This is a genomic window from Pseudoxanthomonas sp. OG2 (assembly GCF_014192765.1).
Lineage (GTDB): Bacteria > Pseudomonadota > Gammaproteobacteria > Xanthomonadales > Xanthomonadaceae > Pseudoxanthomonas_A > Pseudoxanthomonas_A beigongshangi.
Map to the genome: position 1 here is coordinate 2644389 of NZ_JACHYM010000001.1, position 22426 is coordinate 2666814.

20 protein-coding genes are annotated in these 22426 nt (G+C 67.1%); 12 read left to right on the forward strand and 8 right to left on the reverse strand.

From position 1 onward, the window contains the following. Positions 1 to 125: 125 nt before the first annotated feature. Positions 126 to 2042 (forward strand): S9 family peptidase, encoded by a 1917-nt coding sequence (locus FHW78_RS12030; protein WP_183641391.1) that lies wholly within the window; start codon positions 126 to 128, stop codon positions 2040 to 2042. A gap of 1 nt (position 2043) precedes the next feature. Here FHW78_RS12030 and FHW78_RS12035 read toward each other — a convergent pair whose 3' ends face one another. Beyond that, positions 2044 to 2691, reverse strand: coding sequence for a DUF998 domain-containing protein (locus FHW78_RS12035; RefSeq protein WP_183640608.1), 648 nt, complete (start codon positions 2689 to 2691; stop codon positions 2044 to 2046). Between the two features lie 119 nt (positions 2692 to 2810). On the opposite strand from FHW78_RS12035, the gene FHW78_RS12040 reads away from it, so the two are divergent. Both FHW78_RS12040 and FHW78_RS12045 read left to right on the forward strand, forming a co-directional pair. After that, positions 2811 to 4901, forward strand: coding sequence for a gluconolaconase (locus FHW78_RS12040; protein ID WP_183640611.1), 2091 nt, complete (start codon positions 2811 to 2813; stop codon positions 4899 to 4901). Positions 4902 to 4949: 48 nt separating this feature from the next. Further along, positions 4950 to 5564, forward strand: a complete 615-nt coding sequence (locus FHW78_RS12045) for a DNA N-6-adenine-methyltransferase (protein WP_183640613.1) — start codon at positions 4950 to 4952, stop codon at positions 5562 to 5564. A 54-nt stretch (positions 5565 to 5618) separates the two neighbouring features. Here FHW78_RS12045 and FHW78_RS12050 read toward each other — a convergent pair whose 3' ends face one another. After that, positions 5619 to 6407, reverse strand: coding sequence for a DUF2884 family protein (locus FHW78_RS12050; protein WP_183640616.1), 789 nt, complete (start codon positions 6405 to 6407; stop codon positions 5619 to 5621). Positions 6408 to 6602: 195 nt separating this feature from the next. On the opposite strand from FHW78_RS12050, the gene FHW78_RS12055 reads away from it, so the two are divergent. Beyond that, the gene (locus FHW78_RS12055) at positions 6603 to 7112 is read left to right on the forward strand and encodes a DUF1697 domain-containing protein (protein WP_183640619.1); all 510 of its coding nucleotides are present in this window, start codon (positions 6603 to 6605) and stop codon (positions 7110 to 7112) included. A gap of 43 nt (positions 7113 to 7155) precedes the next feature. Here FHW78_RS12055 and FHW78_RS12060 read toward each other — a convergent pair whose 3' ends face one another. Next, positions 7156 to 7401 carry a helix-turn-helix transcriptional regulator gene (locus FHW78_RS12060; protein ID WP_183640622.1) on the reverse strand — a complete coding sequence of 82 codons (246 nt, stop codon included), beginning with the start codon at positions 7399 to 7401 and terminating at the stop codon, positions 7156 to 7158. 177 nt (positions 7402 to 7578) lie between these two features. Between FHW78_RS12060 and FHW78_RS12065 the strand changes: the two genes are divergently transcribed. Continuing rightward, complete coding sequence (locus FHW78_RS12065) at positions 7579 to 7956, forward strand: hypothetical protein (protein WP_183640625.1); 378 nt, start codon at positions 7579 to 7581, stop codon at positions 7954 to 7956. 18 nt (positions 7957 to 7974) lie between these two features. On the opposite strand, the gene FHW78_RS12070 is transcribed toward FHW78_RS12065, so the two are convergent. Beyond that, positions 7975 to 8352, reverse strand: a complete 378-nt coding sequence (locus FHW78_RS12070) for a YciI family protein (protein WP_183640627.1) — start codon at positions 8350 to 8352, stop codon at positions 7975 to 7977. Positions 8353 to 8598: 246 nt separating this feature from the next. Between FHW78_RS12070 and FHW78_RS12075 the strand changes: the two genes are divergently transcribed. The 7 genes from FHW78_RS12075 to FHW78_RS12105 all read left to right on the forward strand — a co-directional run bounded on the left by FHW78_RS12075 (position 8599) and on the right by FHW78_RS12105 (position 13149). Next, positions 8599 to 9018, forward strand: coding sequence for a YciI family protein (locus FHW78_RS12075; RefSeq protein WP_183640629.1), 420 nt, complete (start codon positions 8599 to 8601; stop codon positions 9016 to 9018). 60 nt (positions 9019 to 9078) lie between these two features. Next, entirely contained in the window at positions 9079 to 9486 is a 408-nt protein-coding gene (locus FHW78_RS12080) for a VOC family protein (RefSeq protein WP_183640632.1), read from the forward strand. Positions 9487 to 9539: 53 nt separating this feature from the next. Next, positions 9540 to 9971 (forward strand): VOC family protein, encoded by a 432-nt coding sequence (locus FHW78_RS12085; RefSeq protein WP_183640635.1) that lies wholly within the window; start codon positions 9540 to 9542, stop codon positions 9969 to 9971. Further along, positions 9968 to 10633, forward strand: coding sequence for a dihydrofolate reductase family protein (locus FHW78_RS12090; RefSeq protein WP_183640638.1), 666 nt, complete (start codon positions 9968 to 9970; stop codon positions 10631 to 10633). Before FHW78_RS12085 ends, FHW78_RS12090 begins: the two co-directional genes overlap by 4 nt. 40 nt (positions 10634 to 10673) lie before the next feature. Further along, positions 10674 to 11339: a dihydrofolate reductase family protein gene (locus FHW78_RS12095; RefSeq protein WP_183640641.1), complete on the forward strand. Its 666-nt coding sequence runs from the start codon at positions 10674 to 10676 to the stop codon at positions 11337 to 11339. 16 nt (positions 11340 to 11355) lie between these two features. Further along, positions 11356 to 11733: a YciI family protein gene (locus tag FHW78_RS12100; protein WP_183640644.1), complete on the forward strand. Its 378-nt coding sequence runs from the start codon at positions 11356 to 11358 to the stop codon at positions 11731 to 11733. A gap of 153 nt (positions 11734 to 11886) precedes the next feature. Continuing rightward, positions 11887 to 13149, forward strand: coding sequence for an RNA polymerase sigma factor (locus FHW78_RS12105; protein ID WP_183640646.1), 1263 nt, complete (start codon positions 11887 to 11889; stop codon positions 13147 to 13149). Between the two features lie 31 nt (positions 13150 to 13180). On the opposite strand, the gene FHW78_RS12110 is transcribed toward FHW78_RS12105, so the two are convergent. The 4 genes from FHW78_RS12110 to FHW78_RS12125 all read right to left on the reverse strand — a co-directional run bounded on the left by FHW78_RS12110 (position 13181) and on the right by FHW78_RS12125 (position 22383). Next, positions 13181 to 14218 (reverse strand): class I SAM-dependent methyltransferase, encoded by a 1038-nt coding sequence (locus FHW78_RS12110; RefSeq protein WP_183640648.1) that lies wholly within the window; start codon positions 14216 to 14218, stop codon positions 13181 to 13183. 16 nt (positions 14219 to 14234) lie between these two features. Next, positions 14235 to 16826, reverse strand: coding sequence for a TonB-dependent receptor (locus FHW78_RS12115; protein ID WP_183640651.1), 2592 nt, complete (start codon positions 16824 to 16826; stop codon positions 14235 to 14237). A gap of 88 nt (positions 16827 to 16914) precedes the next feature. Continuing rightward, positions 16915 to 17808, reverse strand: coding sequence for an AraC family transcriptional regulator (locus tag FHW78_RS12120; RefSeq protein WP_183640653.1), 894 nt, complete (start codon positions 17806 to 17808; stop codon positions 16915 to 16917). Positions 17809 to 18066: 258 nt separating this feature from the next. Beyond that, positions 18067 to 22383: a transporter substrate-binding domain-containing protein gene (locus FHW78_RS12125; RefSeq protein WP_183640656.1), complete on the reverse strand. Its 4317-nt coding sequence runs from the start codon at positions 22381 to 22383 to the stop codon at positions 18067 to 18069. Positions 22384 to 22426: the final 43 nt, after the last annotated feature.

Consider the following 22426-nt stretch of genomic DNA (forward strand, 5'->3'; position numbering starts at 1 on the left):
AGCGTGCCAACTGCGACGATGCGCCCCGGGGAGGCGCATGCACGGGGCATGCGGGGGACTGCCAGGGATTCGGAATCGGAATGCGCAAGCGGACTTGGGGTGGGTTGTTGTTGTGCCTGGTGCCGATGGCGGCGTGGGCGCAGGGGAGCGATGCGGGCACCAACGTGGATCTGGCGCCGTATCTGCGGCCGGATCAGTTCGAACGGATCAAGATCTCCCCCAGCGGGGACTACTACGCGGTCACCGTGCCGCTCGAGGATCGCACCGTGCTGGCGATCATCCGGCGCTCGGATCGCGCGGTCACCGCCAAGATTGGTGGCGATCGCGATTCGGTGGTGGATGATTTCTGGTGGGCCAACAACGAACGCGTGGTCGTATCGATGGCCGAAAGGCTGGGCTCGCGCGACCAGCCGTCGGTGCTTGGCCAACTGCATGCGGTGAATGCCGACGGCAGCGGCGCGCGCCTGCTGGCCAGTCCGTTCGGTACCGGCGAGATCGGCAGCCGTACGGACACGCCCGGCCCGCCGCGCGCGGTCTTTCTCACCGACACCCTGCCGGATGACGAGCGCAACGTGCTGGTTGCCGCGATGCCGCTGACAACCGATCCCTACATCTCGATCGACCGGCTCGACATCTACACGCGACGGCGAATCACCGTGGCGACCGCGCCGGTGCGGCGGGCGGATTTCACCACCGACCGGGCGGGCGTGGTCCGCTTCGCGCACGGCGCCGACGTGGACAACGCCAGCCGGCTCTACTATCGCGACGGGGACCGGGCCGAATGGCGCCTGATCAACGACGAGAACGAGACCGGGCATCGCGAGTTCCCGCTCGGATTCTCGGCCGACGGCGGCACCGCCTATCTGCAGGTGGAGCAGAAGAACGGCCCGGACGCGGTTGTCGCCTGGAATCCGGCCGACGGCACATATACCGAGCTGTTGCGCGACCGCGTCGTGGACCCCTTCCGCACGCTCTATGACGTCGATGGACGAACCCCGATTGGCGTGTCCTATGTGCATGAGGGCGTCCGCAACGCCTTCTTCGACGAAAAGGGCAAGACGGCGCGGTTCTACCGCGCGCTGGAACGCGCGTTCCCGGGGCATGGCGTCCACATGACCTCGATCACCGCGGATGGCCGGCTGGCGCTGCTGTTCGTGTGGAGTGACCGCAACCACGGCGACTACTTCCTGTTCGACACCGTCGAGAAGAAGGCGGACCGGGTGTTCTCCACCCGCGAATGGTTTGATCCCGCGGTCGTCCTGCCCACCCGCCTGGTGCAGATGAAGGCGCGGGATGGCCTGCCGTTGCATGGCTACCTCACCCTGCCGCGCAACGCCGCGGCGCAGGCGCCGATGGTGCTGCTTCCGCATGGTGGCCCGTTCGGCATCTTCGACGAATGGGGATTCGACAGCGAGGCACAGATGCTCGCCGAGGCCGGTTACGCGGTCCTTCGGGTCAACTATCGCGGTTCCGGCAACTACGGACGCGCGCACGTGCAGGCCGGTGCGCGCGAGTGGGGTGGCCGGATGCAGGACGACCTCACCGACGCCACCCGTTGGGCCATCGAACAGCGCATCGCCGATCCCGCGCGCATCTGCATCTACGGCGGCAGCTATGGCGGCTACGCGGCGTTGATGGGCGCGGCCCGGGAACCGGACCTGTACCGCTGCGCGGCCGGTTACGTCGGCGTGTACGACCTGCGCCTGATGCACAGGCGCCAATCCAACCGCAGCCGTTCGGGCAAGACCTGGGCGGGCGAGTGGATGGGGCCGCCCGAAGGCCTGGCCGAGCGCTCGCCAACCACCCTGGCCGCGCGCATCAAGGCACCGGTGTTCCTCGCCGCCGGCGGACGCGACGAGCGCGCGCCGCTCGCGCATTCCGAGCGCATGGAGAAAGCGTTGAAGCAGGCCGGCGTGCCGGTGGAAACCCTGTACTACAAGACCGAAGGCCACGGTTTCTATACCGAAGAGCACCGGCGTGAGTACTACACGCGCCTGCTGGCCTTCCTCTCGCGCCACCTGGGCGGCAAGACCGCGCGCTGAGTCATCCGCGCCGGTCGCGGCCCACCCAGCCGGCTGCCAGCACCAGCCACAGGCCGATCAGCGCGATGACGGCCTTCTGGCTGGCGCCCCTCGGCAGATCGCGGACCAGCACATGTGTCCACAGCGCGAGGAAACACAGCACCGCCAGCCAGAACGCGGGCGCGAAGCGGTGCCGGAAGCCCGGATCGGCACGCCAGCGCCAGGCCTGCAACAGCATCGCCACGGTGACGCACAGGAACGCGGTCTGCGCCGCGAGTCCGTGCACCAGGCCCTGCAAGGTCAATGGACGTCCGGGAAAAGGCGTTTGCGCCAACGCCGTGATCGCCAGCGCGACGCCGGCCACCACGAACAGCAGCAGCGGCGCCGCGCTGCGGGCCTGCGCCGCGCCGCTGCGATACGCCGACACGCCCAGTCCGATCAATCCCGATGCCAGCAACAGGTATGCGGCCTGCAGCAGCGGACCGTGTGGACCGACCAGATAGAAACTCAGCGGCGTGCGTTGCCAGTCCAGATCCGTACGCAGGAATTGCAGCAGCGATGCCATCGCCAGGAACACGAGGCACGCCACCTGTGTCGCGGTGGCGAGCCGGCGCGGCCAGGTGGGTGCGGTGACAGGGAGGGCGGCGTCGTGGACGGGGTCGGAAGACATGGACCGTGATGTTAGCGATCCCGGCGGACGAGGGCGTCGGCGCATGCAAGAATGTGACCATCGCCACGACCGCCGCGCCACGATGGCTGCCGCGCTGTTCGACAGGAGCCCGTACCGGCATGACGCGCAAAACCTGGTTGGGTCTGGTCATCGGCCTGACTGCCCTGGCCCTGGCGGCCACGTTCTTCTTCGATCCCTTCGCACCCGCGGTGAAGCCGCGCGTCGGACCTGCACCGACGCCGCTGGGCTGGGCCGCGCAGCTCGAATTGATTGCCGGTGACGGCATCCGGGGGGATCGCGACGGCCCGCCGGCCGCCGCGCGCTTCGCCGATCCCTACGGAATCGCGATGGCGGGCGACGGCACCGTCTACGTGGCCGATGGCGGCGACAATAACCGCATCCGCCGGATCGGCCGCGACGGGCAGGTGGCGACCCTGGCCGGTTCGGGGGAGGGATTCCGCGATGGCGCGGGCACCGCGGCGGCGTTCCACACGCCGTCCGGACTGGCGCTGGATCGCGCCGGCAATCTGTATGTCGCCGACACCGGCAACCACGCCATCCGCCGGATCACGCCGCAGGGCATCGTCAGCACGCTGGCCGGCGACGGCACCGCCGGCCATCGCGACGGCGCGGCCGCGCAGGCGAGGTTCGACGGACCGACCGGCGTGGCGGTGGATGCGCGGGGACGGGTGTACGTCGCCGACACCTACAACGACCGCATCCGGGTGATCTCGCCTGACGGCCAGGTCACCACGCTGGCCGGTGGCGGGTATCCCGGCTTCGTCGACGGCGTGGGAGCGGCGGCGCGTTTCGACACGCCCACCGCGCTGGCGATCGATCGGCAGGGGGTGTTGTGGGTGGCCGATCTGCGCAACAACGCAATCCGCCATGTCACCGCCGATGGCGTGGTCGGCACCGCCAGGACCTGGTGGCCGGATGGATCCACCGGCATCGGCCGTCCGCTGGCGCTGGCGATCACCCGCGACGGCGTGTTGTATGTGTCGGAAATGAGCGGCGGCCGCATCCTCCAGATCGCCACCGACGGCCATATCCGCGTGATCACCGGGCTGGCGCAGCAGGAGCGTCTCTCGCGCCCGGCTGGTCTGGCGCTGGATGGGCGCGGCGTGCTGCACGCCACCGATGCCACCGGTTACCGTGTGCACCGCATCGCGCCGCGTACCGCCACGCCGCCGCCCCCGGTCGCCGGTCCCGCTCCGCACGCGCCGCTGCCGGACACGCAGGGACGCTGGCCGCTGCATCCGCAGGACGGCTGGCACGAAGTGGTCGGCACGCTGGGCGAAGTGCGCGGCAATTTCCGCAAGGAAAACCGCGACCACCTGCACAGCGGGCTGGACATCCGCGGCGACATCGGCCAGCCGGTGCTGGCGATCGCCGACGGCAAGGTCAGCAGCCCCTATGCCGCGTGGGGATATGGCGGGCAGGGCGAGGGGATGGGGCTGGACATGCTGGCCTACATCCACATGCGGGTGGGCCGGAGCGCGCGCGGGGAGGTGACCGATCCGCGCTTCCAGTTGCTGATGGACGAAGCCGGCCAGCCCGAACGCATCCGGGTCCGGCGCGGCACCCGCTTCCATGCCGGCGACGTGCTGGGCACCATCAATCCGATGGCGCACGTGCACCTGAGCGTCGGCGCCAGCGGTTACGAGCGCAACGCGATCGCACTGGGTTTCACCGGTTATGCCGATCACCAGCCACCGCGCATCGACGGCATTCACCTGCTCGATACCCTGGGCCAGCCGCTGGAGGAGAAGGAAGGCGGCCGGCTGATCGTGCCGCGCGAACTGTCCGGCGTGCAGATCGTGGCCGAAGCCTGGGATCAGGTCGATCGCAACCTGCCGCGCCGCCGGCTGGGGCTGTACGCGCTGGGCTACCAGCTGCTGGACGCCGAAGGCAGGCCCCTGCCCGGCCACGAGGCGCCGCGAATGAACATCGAGTTCAACCGCATGCCGCCGGATCCGGACGCGGTGATGCTCGCCTACGCGCCGGACAGCGGCATCACCGTGCACGGCAGCGCCATCACCCGCTTCCAGTACGTGGTGACCAACCGGATCCGCGATGGCGTGGTGGAAGCCGGAGCGTGGCAACCCACGGAACTGCCCGCCGGCGAGTACCTGATCCGGATCACCGCGTTGGACTACAGCGGCAACGCCGCCGCCGCCAACCGCGATCTGCGGATCCTGCTGCGCTAGACCGATGTCTGCGCACAGCCGGCTCGTGCGCGCATAGAATGCCCGACCATGCCCAAGACGCCCCGCACCAACATCGTCGCGCTCCCGGTGTCCACCGCCAGCGCCCACCGGCTCGGCTACATCGGCCGGGTGCCGACCGCCAAGGCCCGCGACGCCGATTCCTGGTTCACCCCGCCGGAGTACCTGGACTCGGTGCGCGCGGTGATGGGTGGCATCGATCTGGACCCCTTCACCTCGGAAACCGCCAACGAGATCGTCGGCGCGCGCCGGATTCTCACCGCCGAGCGTTCCGCGTTCGACGAGGACTGGAACGTCGGCCGGCGTGGACGGGTGTTCATGAACCCGCCCTACTCGGCGGGCCTGTGCGCGCGCGCGGTCAATCGTTTCGTCGATCAGCTGGAAGCCGGCCAGTTCGGCGAGGGCGTGGTGCTGGTCAACAACGCCACCGACACCCGTTGGTTCAACGTGCTGGTCGCGCGCTGCACCCGCATCTGCTTCACCCACCACCGCATCAGTTTCTGGAACGCGGACCGCAAGCACATCTCCGGCAATACACGCGGGCAGGCGTTCTTCTATTTCGGCCGCAACGCGGACAAGTTCGCCCGCATCTTCAGCAAGCACGGCTTCGTGGTGCACCCGGTGGCTGAAACCGGACCGGCCTGAATTCCTTTCCCGTCCGTCAGGCGGCGGGCGCGCCGGCTGGCCGCATCGCGTCGCTCAGGGACGCGCGGCCACGGTCGCCTGGTTGTCCCCGCCATCGCCCGAGATTTCCAGCAGGCGCAGTGGCTGGCCGTCGTGGCGATACTCAAGCCCCGCCTGCACGGCATCGATGGCACGGACCTGCGCGCACAGGCCGTCCGCGCGCGCCTCGATGGCCTTCGTGCGCACTTCCAGCATCTGCTCCAGCTCCCGATCCATCTTGTCCGCGCGCGCTTCCAACTGCCCGGCGCGGCCGGTGAACACGCTCCACAATGCGCTGCGCCCGATCATCGAGGCCATCGATTCGGCCGCGTTCTCGATGTTCTCCTCGAACTTCTCGTCGAAGACTTCCTGATCCCAGCGACCGCGACCCAGGGTGCGATCGACATGGGCGATCGCTTCGCTGCGGAAATCGTCCACCTTGCGCGCCTTGCGCTTACTGCCGGTCATCGCCTCGACCACGCCGGACAGCGCATCGAAGGTCACCTCGACCGAATCGCGGGCCAGCCCGGCCACTTCCGGCATCAGCTGGTAGGCCTGGTACTCCAGCTGGCGCAGGCGCTGCGCGTCGGCATCGCTGATCGTGCGCACCTTGCGGTCCACGCTCAGTTCGCCGTCGTGGAAGAACACCTCGCGCGGCGAACCCTCGTCGCGATACAGCCACACGCCGCCGGTATCGACCAGCACGTTGTACGGCGTGCTGATGCCGCATTGGCGGGAATCGACCTTGGGCCGCACCGGCTCCCCGGCGTGGCCCGCCAGCGGCAGCAGCGCGAGGACGGACAGGATGAGCGGCAACGGGCGCATGGCGGTATCCGGGTGGAACGATGGCGCAAGCTTCGCGGATGCGCGCCGGCGCGACCCGTGGGAAAAGTCATGGCGACCACCGTCACCCCGTCCTCCATGTGAAGCGGAGCCGAGCCCCGGCCACGCCTTCCCCGGTGAGGCACGCGGGAAACTCCGCCCGCGCCGCTGCTTGATGGGAGCGCGTATGCTGGCGCGATGGAAACCTATATCGCCCTGCTGCGCGCCGTGAATGTCGGTGGTACCGGCAAACTGCCGATGGCCGAACTGCGCGCCATGTGCGAGGACGCCGGTTTCCGCGACGTGCGCACCTACATCGCCAGCGGCAATGTGGTGTTCCGCAGCGCCAAGCGGGTCGCGGGGGTGAAGGCCGCACTGGAGGAACGCCTGGCCGCCTACGCCGGCAAGCCGGTCGGCGTGGTGCTGCGCCAGCGTGCGGAACTCGTGCGCGCGCTGGAGGCGCAGCCGTTCACCACGGCGGCGCCCAACCGGGTGGTGGTGATTTTCCTGGACGAACCGCCGCCGGCGGATACCCTGGCCACGCTGCGGCATCGGCGCGACGAACAGGTGGCATTGGGTGAACGCGAGATCTACGTGCACTACGGCGACGGCATGGCCGACTCCCGCCTGGTCATTCCCGCCGCGCGTGCCGGTACCGCGCGCAACCTCAACACGGTCGCCAGGCTGATCGGGATGGCGGCGGAGTAGGGCCTCGTCGTTGGCCGAACCGATGGGCGGCCGGCGGCGCGGATCAGTCGACCGGCTTGAGCAGTTCCCGGATGTCCACCGACAGCGCGTTCGCCAGCCGTTCCAGGCCGTCGATGGAGATGTTGGTGACGCAGCGCTCCAACTGTGACACGTAGGTGCGATGGAATTCGCCGAGTTCAGCCAGTTCTTCCTGGCTCAGATTGCGCGCCTTGCGCAGTTTCTTCAGGTTCACGGAAATGCGTTCGCGCGCGGTAGTCGCGGAGCGCGGCGGGGACGACGGCTTGGCCATGTCTCAGACTCACCCGCTACCGTTTGACAATCTACAGAGCATTCATCTACCGTGTTTGAATCTCGTTTTTCGTCAACGGGAAAGCCGCTGGACGGGCACGGGATCACATCGACTGAACGCACAAGGAGGTTGCCCGTGCATCCGTATTCAAGAAGTGAAACCGCTCACCAGGAAAGCGTGGACGCGATACCCGCGGAGAGCGTCGCGTCCAACGAAAACTCACTGTCGCAATTGCTGCACCTGCTGCAGGGGGCGCACGAACCGGTCCTGGCCGACGTCGGCATCACCCGCTTCCCGCCGGCGCGGCTGGAGGCCCTGCACGGCAATGCCTCCCGCGAGGCCGAAACCTGCCTGGATCGGGCGCAGCTGATGCTCCACCTGATGGAGGGCGCGCTGGAAGGCGAGCACCCGCCCGAGCCGGCGCTGCTGCAGCGGGTGGCCCAGCAGATCGGCCGGACCCTGGCCGACCATCGCCGCTGGCGTGATCTGGCCGACAACGCGGCGTATTACCGCGACCATCCCGGCGTGAAGGCGCGGATCAGCGCGCAGCTGTAAGCCGCGCGATGGCGGAACTCAGCCCAGGCCGACCCGCTGCCGTTCCAGCCCCATGTCGTGCACCGGCCGCACTTCGATGCAGCCGAAGCGCGACCACGGAAACTCATGGGCGATCCGCACCGCCTCGTCCAGGTTGTCGGCTTCGATCAGATTGAAGCCGGCCAGCACTTCCTTGGTCTCCGCGAACGGACCGTCGGTGATCGCCGGCTGGCCGTTGCGGACCCGCAGCGAGCGCGCGGTCCGTGCCGGTTCCAGCTGCTGGCTGGCGATCAGCGTGCCGGCCTGCTTCAGCTCGTCGGCGTGGCTCAGGCAGCCGCGCATCAGTTGGTCGTATTCGCCCGGGGGCAGGGTTTCCAGCAGGGCGTCATCGGTATAGACCAGCAACAGGTACTGCATGTCTTGCTCCAGTGAGGGGACGGGGCCGCCGCCAGAGCGCGCATGATGCCGCATCCGGGCGGGGCGGGCATCCTCCGACCCAGGCGTCGCAGCGGCCGAGACCGGCGCTGCCCGGAATCGCCCGCCGCGGAAAACTTTTTTTCAGGGGGCTGTCGATCCCCGCCCTTCACGCCCGTCGTACCCAGTAAGCAGCGATGCTCCGGCCTCCGGACGCCGCCCTTCCCATTCCCTCCGAAGGAGTACGACATGAAAGTGATTGTGTTCGTGAAAGCCGACGCCGATACCGAAGCCGGCGTGATGCCCACCCAGCAACAGCTGGAAGAAATGGGCCGTTTCAACGAGGAACTCGTCAACGCCGGGGTCATGCTGGCCGGCGAGGGACTGCGCCCGACCTCGCATGCCGCGCGCGTGCGCTTCGATGGCAAGCAGCGCACCGTCATCGACGGTCCGTTTGCCGAGACCAAGGAATTGGTTGCCGGCTTCTGGATCTGGCAGGTGCGTTCGCTGGAAGAAGCCATCGAGTGGCTCAAGCGCGCGCCCTTCGACGGCGGCGCCGAGGTCGAAATCCGTCCGATCTTCGAACTCGACGACTTCGGCGAAGCGCTCACGCCGGAACTGCGCGAACAGGAAGAACGCCTGGCCGCGCGCATCGCCGGCGAGAAGTAACGCGTATCCGCTCCATCCGCATCCTCCCGCAACATCCCTGACAAGAGAAGGAATCCTCCCATGCGTCTCAAGCACTATCTCAGTTTCGATGGCGATTGCCGCCAGGCCCTGACCTGGTATGCCGGATTGCTGGGCGGCCAGGTGGCCGCGATGCAGAGCTTCGGCGAAACCCCCGGTTGCGGTGATCTTCCCGCCGCGCTCAAGGAGCGGATCCTGCATGGCCGCGTCGACGTCGGCGCTTTCAGCCTGATGGGTACCGACGCCACGCCCGATCATCCCTACCAGGGCGTCACCGGTGCCTACGTCGTGATCGATCTGGATGATCCGGAAAAGGCCGAATCGCTGTACGCCGCGCTGTCCGAAGGCGCGCAGGTGGTCGAGATGCCGCTGCAGCAGACGTTCTGGGCGCGGCGCTACGGCAGCCTCGCCGATCGGCATGGCGTGCGCTGGATGATCAACTGCACCTGAGCCCCCGCAATTTCCTCCCGAAATCCATACGCCATACAACCAGGAAAATTCCGATGCCCACGCAAATCTTCGTCAATATCGCCGTATCCGACATGGCCCGCTCGAAAGCGTTCTACGAGGGCCTCGGCTACCACTTCAACCCGCAGTTCACCAACGAGCAGGGCGCCTGCCTGGTCATCAGCGACACCATCTACGTGATGCTGCTGACCCGGGAATTCTTCCAGGGCTTCACCGACAAGGCCCTGAGCGATCCGGGCACGCATGCCCAGGCCATCCTGTGCCTGTCCGCGGACGACCGCGCCGGTGTGGACAAGCTGGCCGACGCGGCCATCGCGTCGGGTGGTCGCCAGCCGCGCGAGCCGCAGGATCATGGCTTCATGTACCAGCGCTGCTTCGAGGATCCGGACGGCTACCTGTGGGAAGTCGTCTACATGGACATGGCCGCGATGCAGGAGCAGGAACAGGAAACGGAGCAGGTGTCATGAAACTGGTGGTGACCGCCTTCCTGAGCCTGGATGGCGTGGTGCAGGCGCCGGGCGGTCCGGACGAGGACCGCAGCGGCGGCTTCCGGCATGGTGGGTGGGCCGCGCCCTATTTCGACGAGGCGATGCTCACCCTGATCAACGGCGGCATGGCGAATCTCGATGCCCTGCTGCTGGGCCGGCGCACTTACGAGATATTCGCCGCCCACTGGCCGCATGTCGGCGACGAGGACCCGGTGGCCGCGCGCTTCAACCGCATCCCCAAATACGTCGCCACGCGCACGCTGGATACGTTGGCATGGCAGGGCAGCGAGCGGCTGGAAGCCGACGTGGCGGCGGATATCCGCCGGCTGAAGCGGCAGCGCGGCGCCGAACTGCAGGTGCATGGCAGCGGTGGGCTGGTGCAGACGCTGCTGCGCGAGGATCTGATCGACGAACTGCAGCTGTGGTGGTTCCCGGTGGTGCTGGGCGAGGGCAAGCGGCTGTTCGCCGACGGCGCGGTGCCGGCATCGCTGCGTCTGCAATCGCACCAGGCCTTCGATACCGGCGTGATCCGCCAGTGCTATCGCATGGAGGGCCGGCCGGAGTATGGCTACTTCGGCCTGGAGCAACCCTCGGCGGAAGAGCTCGAGCGCCAGCGGAAGATTGCCGCCGGCGAGGACTGAGCGAGGAACATTCCGGACCGGCACATCCCAGGAGCAACTCATGTCGCGGCTGCGTTTCCGTATTTCGATCTCGCTGGACGGCCATGTCGCCGGTCCGCGACAGAGCGTGCAGAACCCGCTGGGCATCGGCGGCGAACGCCTGCATCACTGGGCAACCGCGCTGGCGTCATGGCGCCGGGCGCACGGCATGGAAGGTGGCGACGTCAACGCCAGCACCACGGTCATGGAGGAATCGATGGCCGGCATCGGCGCCACGATCATGGGGCGCAACATGTTCGGCGGACATCCGGGCGGATGGAACGAGCGCACGCCCTGGAATGGCTGGTGGGGAGATGACCCGCCCTTCCACCATCCGGTATTCGTGCTGACCCGCCATCCGCGGCCACCGCTGGCGCTGGGCGACACGCGCTTCCACTTCGTCACCGAGGGCATCCATGCCGCCCTTGAACAGGCGCGTCGCGCCGCCGACGGCCGCGATGTCGCCCTGGCCGGAGGTGCGCAGGCGGCACGCCAGTACCTGTCGGCGGGCTTGGTCGATGAAATGGAGCTGCATCTGGTGCCGGTGCTGTTGGGCGGCGGCGAACGCCTGTTCGAACGGATCGGCGACGATCTGCACGGCCTGGCGCTGGTGCGCACGCTGGCCACGCCGACGGTCGTGCACCTGAAGTTCGAACGCCCGGACGGCGCGCGCGGTCCGGTGCGCTGAGCGGAGGGCGGACGCGATGAAGTATCTGTGCCTGGGCTACTTCGATCCGGAACGGATGGATGCCTGCCCGCGCGAACAGGTCGAACAGGCGATGCGGCAATGCGAGCCGCATCTGGAGGAGCTGTATGGCAGCGGGCAGGTCATCCTGGACGCCGGACTGGGTCGGGAAATCCACAGCCTGCGCCGGGTCGGGGACGCGGTGCGGGTGGCCGAGGGACCGTTCGCGCCGGGCGAGGCACGCGTCGGCAGCGCGTTCCTCATCGAGGCCGACGACATCGACCATGCCGTGCGCATCGCGATGCTGCACCCCACCACGCGGCTGGACGAGGGCGAGGCCTGGGGATGGGGCATCGAGATCCGGCCGCTGCATTACTTCGAACTGGACGGCTGCTAGCAAAAACGGCCGACGCGGCCGACAGGGCGGCTTCCGGACGGCCGCGCCCAGGGAAGGCGAACCGCCCGCGGACCTGGACAAAAAGGGGTGTGCCAATGAGGCGTCCGCCATTCAGCTTGCACGGTGCGCCGGGCGGTGGTCAGATCGCCGGCCATGGCCCCCCACGATCTGCACCGCATCCTCGACGCGCTCTGGCGAATGGAATCCCCGCGCCTGATCGCCCGCCTGACCCGCATGCTGGGCGACGTCGGCCTGGCCGAGGAGATGGCACAGGACGTGTTGGTGTCCGCGCTGGAACGCTGGCCGGCGTCGGGCGTGCCCGACAATCCCGCCGCCTGGCTGATGACCGCGGCCAAGCATCGCGCCATCGATCGCCTGCGCCAGCACCAACTGCACGCGCGCAAGCACGACGAACTGGCTTACGAGCTGGATGGGCAGGACATGCCGGGCCCTGACGACAGCGACCGGCTGGAAGACGACATCGGCGACGATCTGCTGCGCCTGGTGTTCATCGCCTGTCACCCGGTGCTCTCCACCGAGGCGCGGACGGCACTGACCTTGCGCCTGCTGGGCGGCCTGTCCACCGATGAAATCGCGCGCGCATTCCTGCAGGCGGAGCCGACCATCGCCCAGCGCATCGTGCGCGCCAAGCGCACCCTGGCGCAGAAGCAGGTGCCGTTCGAGGTGCCGCGCCGGAGCGAACTGGCCGAGCGCCTGGATTCGGTGCTGGAAGTCGTCTACCTGATCTTCAACGAAGGCTACTCCGCCACCGCCGGCGATGACTGGATGCGCCCGGCGCTGTGCGAGGAGGCCCTGCGCCAGGGTCGCGTGCTGGCCGGACTGGTGCCGAACGAACCGGAAGTGCACGGCCTGCTCGCCCTGATGGAACTGCAGGCCTCGCGGGCCCGCGCGCGCACCGCGCCCGACGGCACGCCGATTCTATTGCTGGAACAGGATCGCGCGCGCTGGGATCGCCTGCAGATCCAGCGCGGCCTGCAGGCGCTGGAGCGCTCGGTGAAACTGGGTGGCGCGCAGCTGCCCTATACCCTCCAGGCCTCGATCGCCGCCTGCCACGCCCGCGCCGTGCGCGCCGATCAGACCGATTGGCCCCGCATTGCCGCCCTCTACGCACAGCTGGCGGCGGTGATGCCGTCGCCGGTGGTGGAACTCAATCGCGCCGTGGCCCTGAGCCGCGCCGAGGGCGCGGCCGCGGCCTTGCTGCTGGTGGATGCACTGGGCGAGGAACCGCTGCTGCGCGAATACCCGCAGCTGCCCGCGGTCCGCGGTGACCTGCTCGAACAACTGGGTCGCCGCGGCGAAGCACGCGAAGCCTTCGAACGTGCCGCCGCCCTGACCCGCAACGCCCGCGAACGCGACCTGATGCTGGCGCGTGCGGCGGCGTGTGCGGAAACCTGAGCGAAACGCATCTCCAATACGTCAGCCGCTTTCAGGAGGGCATGGCGCGCAATGCCCAGGCCAACAGGCCCTCCGACTGGCTCAACGTCGTGATCTCCATCCGCATGGCGGGCCGCCTGCCGCCGAGCCATTCGACCAGGCTCAGCAACTTGGCCTGATCGCAGGCGCAGGCACACAAGTCCTGGCAGCGGACCCGGGCATGTTCCAGATCCTGCCGGTAGCGCACGAGGGCGGACGCTGGATCAGCGTCCCGGATCAGGATGGCATGCACGGTGGCACGGACATCCTGTAGCACGCCCACGGTGTCATCAAGCTGGATCCGTTGCTCCAACGCAATCTGGACCTGATTAAACGTGTCACGGGCTGAATTGGCCTTGCGGGGATCCTCCAAGGTCAAGCCGGCCCGGATGCGTTGCATCCAGGGTGCGATGCCGATGGCTGCGTCCAGAATTCCTTCTTCACTCGTCGCCCAGGCCAGATGCTCACTTTCGAGTGCGGCGACGCGGGTAAAGACTGAATCTCGATGGTGCAAGACCCAGTGGATCTGTCCCGCCGGCTTGAGCACACGCAGAACTTCTCCCAGCGCTTCCGGATGGGTCGCATACTCGATCCCGAACTGGCTGCAGGCGGCGTCGAAGCAGTCGGCAGCAAATGGCAGCGATTCCATTCTTACTCGGGGATGAAGCCGGACGCCGGCTCCAATGGAGGTTTCAGGACCGGGAATATCCGCGGCATCGATTGCGTCGATGTCCAGATCCGTGCGGCCATGGCTGAGCAGGAGACGAGGGATGGCGCCGTTCCCTGTGGCCAGGTCGATAATGTGTCCGTGGGCAGGAAGTTGTCGTGCCGTCGCGCACCAGAATTCCCCGACAACGCCGTCGTAGTTACCTGAGTAGCTTGTGGGGCAGGAATGCAGGACACCGGTTTTCCAATAGTCTCCCCAGGCCTGCCGGCGGGCTTTTCTTCCATGTGGAAGATTAGTGGTCAGTGTCATCGTGAATTGCTCCTCCAGGAAAACAAAAAGACCCCCATTGCTGGGGGTCTTTCCTTGGTCCGATAAACGTTCCATCTCGGACCTGCCGCCCTTAGAACTTCTGCGAATAGCGGAAGTAGACTGTACGGCCGTAGGCATCGTACAGATCGAAGTTCCATGGACGACCATCGACGCTGATCAGCTCCGGATAGCGATTGCCGATGTTGTTGACTCCCAGGGTCGCGCTTCCATTCCAGGGAACGTTCACGCTGAACGACAAGTCGTTGGTGGCGTAGCCGCCAACGCGCGTGCTCGGATCGCCGCCGATGAAACCAAACGACGGACGTACGGCGGGGTTTTGCTGATCGCCGATGTAGTTGATGTTCCAGTTGACGCTGAAATCACCGTTGGTCCAGGTATTGCGCAGACTGGCTCGGGTATCCGGTTGACCAACCCAGCCCAGGCGATCCTTCTTGACCAGGCCGTCGGTGACGGTGTAATCGATCACGCGCGAGACCTGCAGCCAGTTGCTCAATTGGCCGGCGTTGCCCAGACCGAAGCGGGTGCGCAAGCTGATATCGACGCCGCGCGTATCCAGGTCACCCTCGTTGGCGTATGCGGTATTGATCTGGCTGACAGCTCCGTTGGGGCGCCGGGTTACCGAGGTTCCGGCTGGAAGGGCAATGCCGCGGTTGTTGAAATCGACAAGTTCCTGATAGGAGATCAGGCGAATGCGATCGTCGATCTTGATCCGGTAGAAGTCCACCGTCAGGTTCAGCCAATCCGTAGCGTCCCATGCCATGCCAACACTGTACTGCTTGGATTTCTCCGACTTGAGATTGGTGTTGCCACTGGAGTAGCTGTCCACCTGATAGGAACCCACTGCCTTGTCCTCGGCACCGTCGGCAAGATTGTCGCCGTTGGCGTCGCCACCGCATTGTGCCGAAGTGAAGCCAATCCCCAGGCAGGTACGGTAGTCCTTGACGGCCTCGGCTGAGAATGCGCGGGCGGCATACAGATTGTTCAGCGGCGGCGCCCGGAAGCCTTCGCCGGCCGATGCGCGGAAGGTCAGGCGATCCAGCGGCTGCCAGCGTAGCGACAGCTTGGGGGACACGTCATTTCCGTAGTCGTTGTAACGGTCGTAGCGGGCCGCTGCGGTGATGTCGAAGCTGCCGGTGATGGGGAACAGCCATTCGGCATAGGCCGAAGAGACGTTGCGATCGCCTGCGGCGGAATTTCCCGCTGATCCCGCGATGACACCGGCCTCTGACAGCGAGTCGTAGAGATCGGCGTAGCTTTCCTTGCGATGCTCCAGACCAAAGGCAAGTACCGACCTTCCGCCACTCATGTCGAAAAGGTCCAGGGTGGCGTCGGCGAACAATTGCTCGATCTCGTACTTTCCGTCCCGACCGATGGTGGCGGTGAAGCCCTTGACGACATCCGGATTGGCGTAGGGATTGCGCAGATCGTATTGGCCGTTGGCGATGGCCAATTCAGCCAGAGGGGTAACGATATAGCCGCGACCGGTTTCCTTGAACTTGGCATTGCTACGCCGTAGTCCGAAGTCAATGGCCAGCCGCTCGGAAACCTGCCACTGCATACCCAGGGTCAGGTCAGTGACCGAGTTGTCGACGGTGGTATCGCGATTGCCGGCGCCCGCGTAGCGGTGATAGACGTAGGCGCCCTGACCATCGCCAGGCACCGGATCGTTGGCGGAGCCCTCGGTGACATAGACGGCGCCGGGAGTGGGGGCATAGCGTCCGAAACTGTCCGAGTTGCTGTAGCTGGCGTTGGCATAGATCGACCAGTTTTCGTCGATCTGCCACTGCCCACGCGCAAACAGGGACTTGTTCTTGACAGAAGCTTCGTTGGCTGCGGTTTCCTTGTGGTTGTAAACACAGTTCTTGCCCAGTGTGTAGAAGCCCGGGTCGTCGCAGTTGTAGCCGGGAAGTGCTCCGCCCAGGCTTCCGTTCTCGTAGAAGAAGTTGTTTCCGTAGATGGACGCACCCTTGACGCTGGCGCCGATCTGATCGCGGGTATAGACCATTCCGCGCTCGTTGTACGAGGCGCCCAGCAGCAGGTTGCCACGATCGGAGTTGACTCCGAACAGGACGGAGGCCTCCTCGGTGTCACCGCCCTTCACCTTGGTCAGGCCCTTTCCATAGCGGACCTCGACACCTTCGTAGTCCTTGCGCAGGATGACATTGACAACACCGCCAATGGCATCGGATCCGTAGAGTGCGGAGGCTCCGTCGGACAGGACTTCGATGCGCTCAACCGCGGCCAGTGGAATTGTATTGAGATCGGCACTCACGCCGGTCGACGGGGCGGCTGGCGCGCGGCGGCCGTCAATCAGAACCAGGGTGCGGTCGGAGCCCAGACCACGCAGATCGATCGTGGACACGGCCTGTGCGGAACTTCCCGATCGCGGCCGGAAGTTGCCAAACGAACCGAATGTGGAATCACGCATCAAATCGGCGACCGAGACATGGCCGCTGGCGTCAATCGTTGCGCGATCGATCACCGTCACCGGGGCGGCGCCCTCGATATCCGCCCGCTTGATACGCGATCCGGTCACCTCGACCTTGTCGAGTGTCGAGACCTGGTCGGACGATTGCGCGAAGGCGGCGGGGGACAGGGCCAGCAGCACGGACGCCTGCAGAACGCCGAGCCGCAGGGCCGACGTGGACTTCTTGTACTTCATTTCGAATGCTCTCCTGGGAACGCTAAATAAGGCTAAAAAAACGCCTTCTTAACGTTACCGGCGGATGTGAGCGGAGACGTTGCTAGCTTTACGCAGTGGCTTTGCTCGAATTGCCTTCCTGCTGATCGCCATGACGGCGATAGTCGGTGGCGGAGATGCCGAAGTGCGCGCGGAAGGCGCGCGAGAAGCTGCAGTTGTTCTCGAATCCGGACGCCTGGGCGATTTCGCCGATGGGCGCGCCCGTGCTGATCAGAAGATCCGCGGCATGGGCGAGGCGGATCCGCGATGCCGTTACCTGCGGCTGCTCCTCGTAGACGAAGGTGTAGGTGCGCGAAAAATAGCTGTGCGAGAAATTGACCAGGCGGGCGAGCTCGCGCATGGGGATGCGCCGGTGGTGATGTCCCTTCAGGTACAGGCGGGCGCGTTGCAAGCGCACGAACACCTGGTGGCGGTGGCCGCGGGTCCTGCCGGGGCAGCGTTGCGCGAAGCGCTGGAGGTCGCGCTGTACTTCGGCCATGAACGCCAGCAGTGGCCGGGTATCGCCGTGGCTGCCGGTCCCCATCAGCGCACGTGGGCAGGCACGCCGCCACAAACGCAGGAAGACCACGCGTTCGCGGCGATTCAACCGTCCGCGACCCGGATATACCCGCGAATCATCCGCCGGCCGCCGCGAGGGCGATCCGCCCGCCTCGAACGACATGCCCAGGCACAGCCCGGTCGAACTGGCCTGGACGGTGGGGCGCGACTCCCGGTCCAGGGCGATCCACTGGCCCGGCCTCAGCCGGAACCGTCCTTCGGCGGACTCTATCCAGGCTTCGCCCCGCACCTGTACCCACAACGAGAACCGGCGCGCCTGCAGGCCGAGATTGCCTTGGCGGGAAACGGCGAGACAGCGCGGCGGTGCATGCGGAGTGGTGGTTTCTCCGCAGCGCAGGGTCCGGCCACGATCGGCCCACAGCATCGTTGCTTCCATCTTGTTCATGCCTCCGGTCCGGCACGCCGAAAGGCGCGGTGATTGCGTCCGGCGGACTCCGGACGGATCGGCAGATTGGCCGGCGTGGCGGAGCGCTGGAATCGGAAAGCTCCGAGACCCTCGTCAGGACCGCAAGAAATGCAAAGCGAACGGGTGCTTTGGCTCAGCCGCTGAAGGAAGCCGTGAAAAGTGCGTGGCCGGAACGATTGCCCGGACCGGATGCATGCGACGTCTGGCGCTCCGATCTTTGGATGGACCGGGGTTTTTTCAGGGCGGATGGGGCAGGGCGCTGGCGTGATGGTGGTCTTGCGGGAGCGATGCCTCGAGGAACGCCACCCGCTCGCGTATCTCCTGTTCGCGTTGGCCGATCGCGCGGGCGTCCGCCGCGAAGACGTCACCCTCCGGAAGTGGCGCCACCAGCGCCAGCGCGCCTTCCATGCGGTGCAGCAGCTCGCGCCTGGCGACCAGTGCCGAGGCCGGCAAGCGATCCAGCCGCGCAAGATCTTCGCGGCACGCCGCGACGAGGTCGGGAATCAGATCGCCATCGTCGCCGTGCGGAAGCAAGTCCTGCGGTGCGGGCTGTGGTTCGAGCACGGACTGGGAGGCGGGCGACGGGCGTAGGTGGTGCGCCAGCTTGCCCGCCAATTGATCCAGTCGCACCGGCTTGGCGAGGAAATCGTCCGCGCCGGCCTCCAGGCAACGCCTGGCCTGCTCGGGCAGTGCGCTGGCCGAAAGCGCGATGATGGGCAGGTGGCGGCCGGACGGCTCGGCGGCGCGGATCCTGCGCGTCAGCGCCAGCCCGTCCAGGCCCGGCATGTGGCAATCGGTGATCAGAAGATCGATGCCACCTGCCGCGAGGACCGCCAGCGCGCGTTCGCCATCCTCCACCACGGTATGCGTGTAGCCGAGGCGATCCAGCTGGCGCGCGATCAGCGCCCGGTTGACCGGATGATCCTCCGCGACCAGGACATGCCGGTTCACCGGAAGTGCTGGCGGGAGCGCGGGCGTCGGTTCACGGGCCGGCTGTTCGCCGAGGGCTTCCCGGCAAGCCTCGGCCACGGCGTGATGCAGCAGCGGATCGCCCGGCAGCGCGATGCAGGCGCGACCCGGTCCTGCCGCGAGGGGCGCCTGCAGGTCGACGCGGACGCAGGGCGTTTCCGGTGCGCAACCGGCCGGACCGACGGCACAGGCATCGACGACCGCCAGATCGAAACCGACGGACGCCGGAAGGTCGGCGCCTTCGCCGCTCAGCACGTCGAAACCCAGTGCCGACAGCGAATGAAACAGGCCTTCGTTTCGCCACGGGTCGCGGCTGCGCAACCAGGCGCGCTTGCCCGCGAACGCCGCCACCGGCCGGAGCGGCTCGCTGACCGGCAGGCTCAGTTCGAACACCGCTTCCGTCCCGATGCCGGGTTCGCTGGCCAGGCGCAAATCGCCGTCCATCAGGGAGGCGATGCGGCGGCTGATCGCCAGGCCCAGTCCGGTGCCACCGAACCGGCGTGCTTCCGACCCTTCCGCCTGCACGAAGGGATGGAACAACTGGGCGAGATCGTCTTTCCCGATTCCGATGCCGGTATCGGTGATGGTGAAGCGGATGCGCTGGTATCCATCGGTGTCCCCGACGACCGACAGCCTCAGCGCGACATGGCCATCGTCGGTGAACTTGATGGCGTTGCTGACCAGGTTGCTGAGCACCTGCCGGATCCGCGTGGCATCGCCCAGCAGCGCGCCGGCCACCCGGTTTTCCTGGATCACGTGCAGGCGGACGTGCTTTTCCCTGGCGCGCGCGGTGAACAGGCCGGCGACGCTGTCGACCAGCGCGCGCGGATCGAAAGGCTGGCGGGCGATCGCCAGCCGGCCGGCCTCGATCCGCGAATAGTCGAGGATATCGTCGAGGATCTGCAGCATCGCCTTGGCCGAGTCGTCGGCCAGGCGAAGCATGTGCGCCTGCTCGCGGTTCATCGTCGTGCGTGCCAGCAGTTCAATCAGGCCCAGCACGCCTGCCATCGGCGTGCGGATTTCATGGCTCATCGAGGCCAGGAACGCCGCCTTGGTCGCCGCGGCCGATTCGGCGCGCGCCTTGGCGTCGTGCAGCGCCTGTTCCTGCGCATGCGCGGCGTCGATGTCAATCCAGTACCCGCTCCATTCCAGGGTTCCGTCGGGCAGTCGGCGCGGTTGTCCCGCCTCGGTCCGCACCCAATGCCAGCGATCCCCGAACCTCAGCCGGAGATCCAGCGTGGGCAGGGCACGCAGGGTGCGCGCGGTCTCCCGCAAGGCCGCCTTGAGGTGTTCGCGATCATCCGGATGCAGGCGGTCGTAGAGCTGGCGTTCGTCGGCGACCAGTTGTTCCGCCGAGAGGCCCAGCAGGTCCTGCACATTGCCGGCCGCATAGATGAAACGCCGCTCGCCCCGCGGCGAGAGCCGGAACTGGAAGACCGTCGCCGGAATGGCATCGGTGATGTCGGACAGGCGCTGCTCGGAAGAGCGCGCGCGTGCCTGCGCGGCACGGATCTCGCTGACATCCACGAGGGTCGCCAGCCGCCCGGCGGGTTCGTCGGCGTCGTAGAGGAATGCGTGCGACCACAGGATCACGTCGCGCGGCGCCGCGCCGGCCTCCGTCTCCGGCAGTCGCAGCTCGCCGTGTTCCGAGGCTTCGCGTCCGGGCAGCGCGCGATCGGCGATCCGCATGCCGGCCAGATCCGCGCCCGGGTCCGGCCGCGCGTCGTCGAGCCGGCGCCCCAGCAGTGAATCCCGCCCGCATCGGAACATCGCCTCGTAGGCCTGGTTGACCGCCAGGTACCGTCCATGCGCGTCCCTGGCGAAGATGGGATAGGGAATGGTTTCCAGCAATGCGCGCTGGAATGACAGTTGTGCTTCCAACGCTTGCTCCGCGCACACCCGGGCGCGGGTCAGGCGGTGCAGCCGGGCGTACGCCAGCATGACCGCGCCGATAATGACCAGGGCCATGGCGATGCCGCCCGCGACCCAGCCCCACGGCACCCCGTAGTGATAGGAACTGCTGAGCCAGCGTGCGCGGATGGCGCGCTTCTGCGCGGGTGCCATGTTGGCCAGCACGCGATCGAACAGCGGCAGCAGCGCCTGCAGGTCGCCGCGTGCGCCGAATGCGAGCTCCTGGTCGAGTTCCGCCGGTCCCACCACCCGCAGATCCGCGGCATAGTGATCGCGTATCAGCGAATCAATCGCCGGCAGGGTGCCGATGTAGGCATCGGCCTGTCGCTCGGACACCATCGCCAGGCCCGCCTCGTTGCTGGCAACCGGACGGAACGTGGTTCGCTGCAACTGGCTCTGCAGCCTGCCTATCAATCCGGCCTCGTCGCGGACCGCGACCACCCGCCCGTCGAGGTCGCGTGCGCCGGCGATGGCCGGACCATGCGTGGACGCCACGATCACTTCCGGGAAGTACTCGTATGGCCGGCTGAATGCGACATCGTCATGATGGAAATCGTCTGGCGTGCCGGCCGCGACCAGATCGATCTCGCCGGACTTGATCATCTGTTGCAGGTGATCCCAGTCGCGTGCCGGAATCGGCTGCAGGCGCAGGCCCAGCTGTTCGCCCAGATGGGCGAGATAGTCAGCGGCCAATCCATCGAAGCGGCCTTCACCGTCCATGAAGCTGTACGGGTACCTATCCACCTCGAATCCCACCCGCAGCGTCGGCAGCGCGCGCAGGCGTTCCAGTTCCCCGGCGCTCAGCGAGGCGTTGGCCGCGGCGCCGTCTTCGGCGGAATCGCCAAAGCCCCAGCGATCGCGCAGCCGGGCCAGTTCCGCTTCGTCGATGCTGGCGGCGGCCTTGTCCAGCAACGAGGCCAGGGGAGCCGCATCGACCCGCACCGCGGGCGAGAACGCCAGGGCCGGCAGGCCCGCCGATCCGGTCAGGTTGAGATCATCGGCCCGGCGACCGGCCAGCAGCGCCCGGGTGCGGGCCGCGGTGACGCCGATATAGGCGTCGGCTTCGCCACGGGCCAGGCTGTCCAGGCATTGCAGACCGGTATCGCAGTACTGCAGCACCGCGTGCGGATAGGCGCCCTGCAGGCGCACGATGGTGTCCTGGAAGCGGCGCTCGATGAGAATCCGCGCCCGATCCAGATCCCGTTGATCGCGCGTGCGCGTGTCATTGCGACGGGTGACCAGCACGGGAGCGGCGCTCAGGTAGGTCCGCAGCAGGCGGACGTGGCCCTCGTCGCCACGGGTATGGGGCAGCGCGAGCAGCAGATCGAAAGGCGGTGCCCGCCTGGCGGAGCGCGACGCGACGGCCTCCCAGTCGGTGAATGGATGGAAAGCGACCTGCAAGCCGGCGCGCGATGCAAGCAGGCGGACGTAGTCGATGCCCAATCCTTCCGGCTGGCCTCCCATCCAGGCTTCCAGCGGCATGTGATCGCCCGCGAATACGCCCACGCGCAACACCGGATGGGCGCGACGCCAGGCGATTTCCTCCTCGTCCAACGCCAGCGTCGTATGCGCGGCCGCATGGGCGACCACGATCAGTGACAGGCAGAGGGACCCCGCCAATGCCAGCATGCCGGACAGGCACGCACGCAGGCGGGAGGAAACACGGAAGGACATGACAGGCACGCGCAAAAGCGATGCGCGTCAGCCTAGGAGTGGT

Excerpts from the sequence above, each read along its gene's own strand:
- FHW78_RS12085 (WP_183640635.1), top strand. The coding sequence starts at position 9,540 with ATGCCCACGCAAATCTTCGTCAATATCGCCGTATCCGACATGGCCCGC.
- FHW78_RS12030 (WP_183641391.1), top strand. The coding sequence starts at position 126 with ATGGCGGCGTGGGCGCAGGGGAGCGATGCGGGCACCAACGTGGATCTG.
- FHW78_RS12075 (WP_183640629.1), top strand. The coding sequence starts at position 8,599 with ATGAAAGTGATTGTGTTCGTGAAAGCCGACGCCGATACCGAAGCCGGC.
- FHW78_RS12120 (WP_183640653.1), bottom strand. The coding sequence starts at position 17,808 with ATGAACAAGATGGAAGCAACGATGCTGTGGGCCGATCGTGGCCGGACC.
- FHW78_RS12060 (WP_183640622.1), bottom strand. The coding sequence starts at position 7,401 with ATGGCCAAGCCGTCGTCCCCGCCGCGCTCCGCGACTACCGCGCGCGAA.
- FHW78_RS12040 (WP_183640611.1), top strand. The coding sequence starts at position 2,811 with ATGACGCGCAAAACCTGGTTGGGTCTGGTCATCGGCCTGACTGCCCTG.
- FHW78_RS12050 (WP_183640616.1), bottom strand. The coding sequence starts at position 6,407 with ATGCGCCCGTTGCCGCTCATCCTGTCCGTCCTCGCGCTGCTGCCGCTG.
- FHW78_RS12095 (WP_183640641.1), top strand. The coding sequence starts at position 10,674 with ATGTCGCGGCTGCGTTTCCGTATTTCGATCTCGCTGGACGGCCATGTC.
- FHW78_RS12080 (WP_183640632.1), top strand. The coding sequence starts at position 9,079 with ATGCGTCTCAAGCACTATCTCAGTTTCGATGGCGATTGCCGCCAGGCC.
- FHW78_RS12045 (WP_183640613.1), top strand. The coding sequence starts at position 4,950 with ATGCCCAAGACGCCCCGCACCAACATCGTCGCGCTCCCGGTGTCCACC.
- FHW78_RS12100 (WP_183640644.1), top strand. The coding sequence starts at position 11,356 with ATGAAGTATCTGTGCCTGGGCTACTTCGATCCGGAACGGATGGATGCC.
- FHW78_RS12055 (WP_183640619.1), top strand. The coding sequence starts at position 6,603 with ATGGAAACCTATATCGCCCTGCTGCGCGCCGTGAATGTCGGTGGTACC.
- FHW78_RS12115 (WP_183640651.1), bottom strand. The coding sequence starts at position 16,826 with ATGAAGTACAAGAAGTCCACGTCGGCCCTGCGGCTCGGCGTTCTGCAG.
- FHW78_RS12090 (WP_183640638.1), top strand. The coding sequence starts at position 9,968 with ATGAAACTGGTGGTGACCGCCTTCCTGAGCCTGGATGGCGTGGTGCAG.
- FHW78_RS12125 (WP_183640656.1), bottom strand. The coding sequence starts at position 22,383 with ATGTCCTTCCGTGTTTCCTCCCGCCTGCGTGCGTGCCTGTCCGGCATG.
- FHW78_RS12105 (WP_183640646.1), top strand. The coding sequence starts at position 11,887 with ATGGCCCCCCACGATCTGCACCGCATCCTCGACGCGCTCTGGCGAATG.
- FHW78_RS12110 (WP_183640648.1), bottom strand. The coding sequence starts at position 14,218 with ATGGAACGTTTATCGGACCAAGGAAAGACCCCCAGCAATGGGGGTCTT.
- FHW78_RS12035 (WP_183640608.1), bottom strand. The coding sequence starts at position 2,691 with ATGTCTTCCGACCCCGTCCACGACGCCGCCCTCCCTGTCACCGCACCC.
- FHW78_RS12070 (WP_183640627.1), bottom strand. The coding sequence starts at position 8,352 with ATGCAGTACCTGTTGCTGGTCTATACCGATGACGCCCTGCTGGAAACC.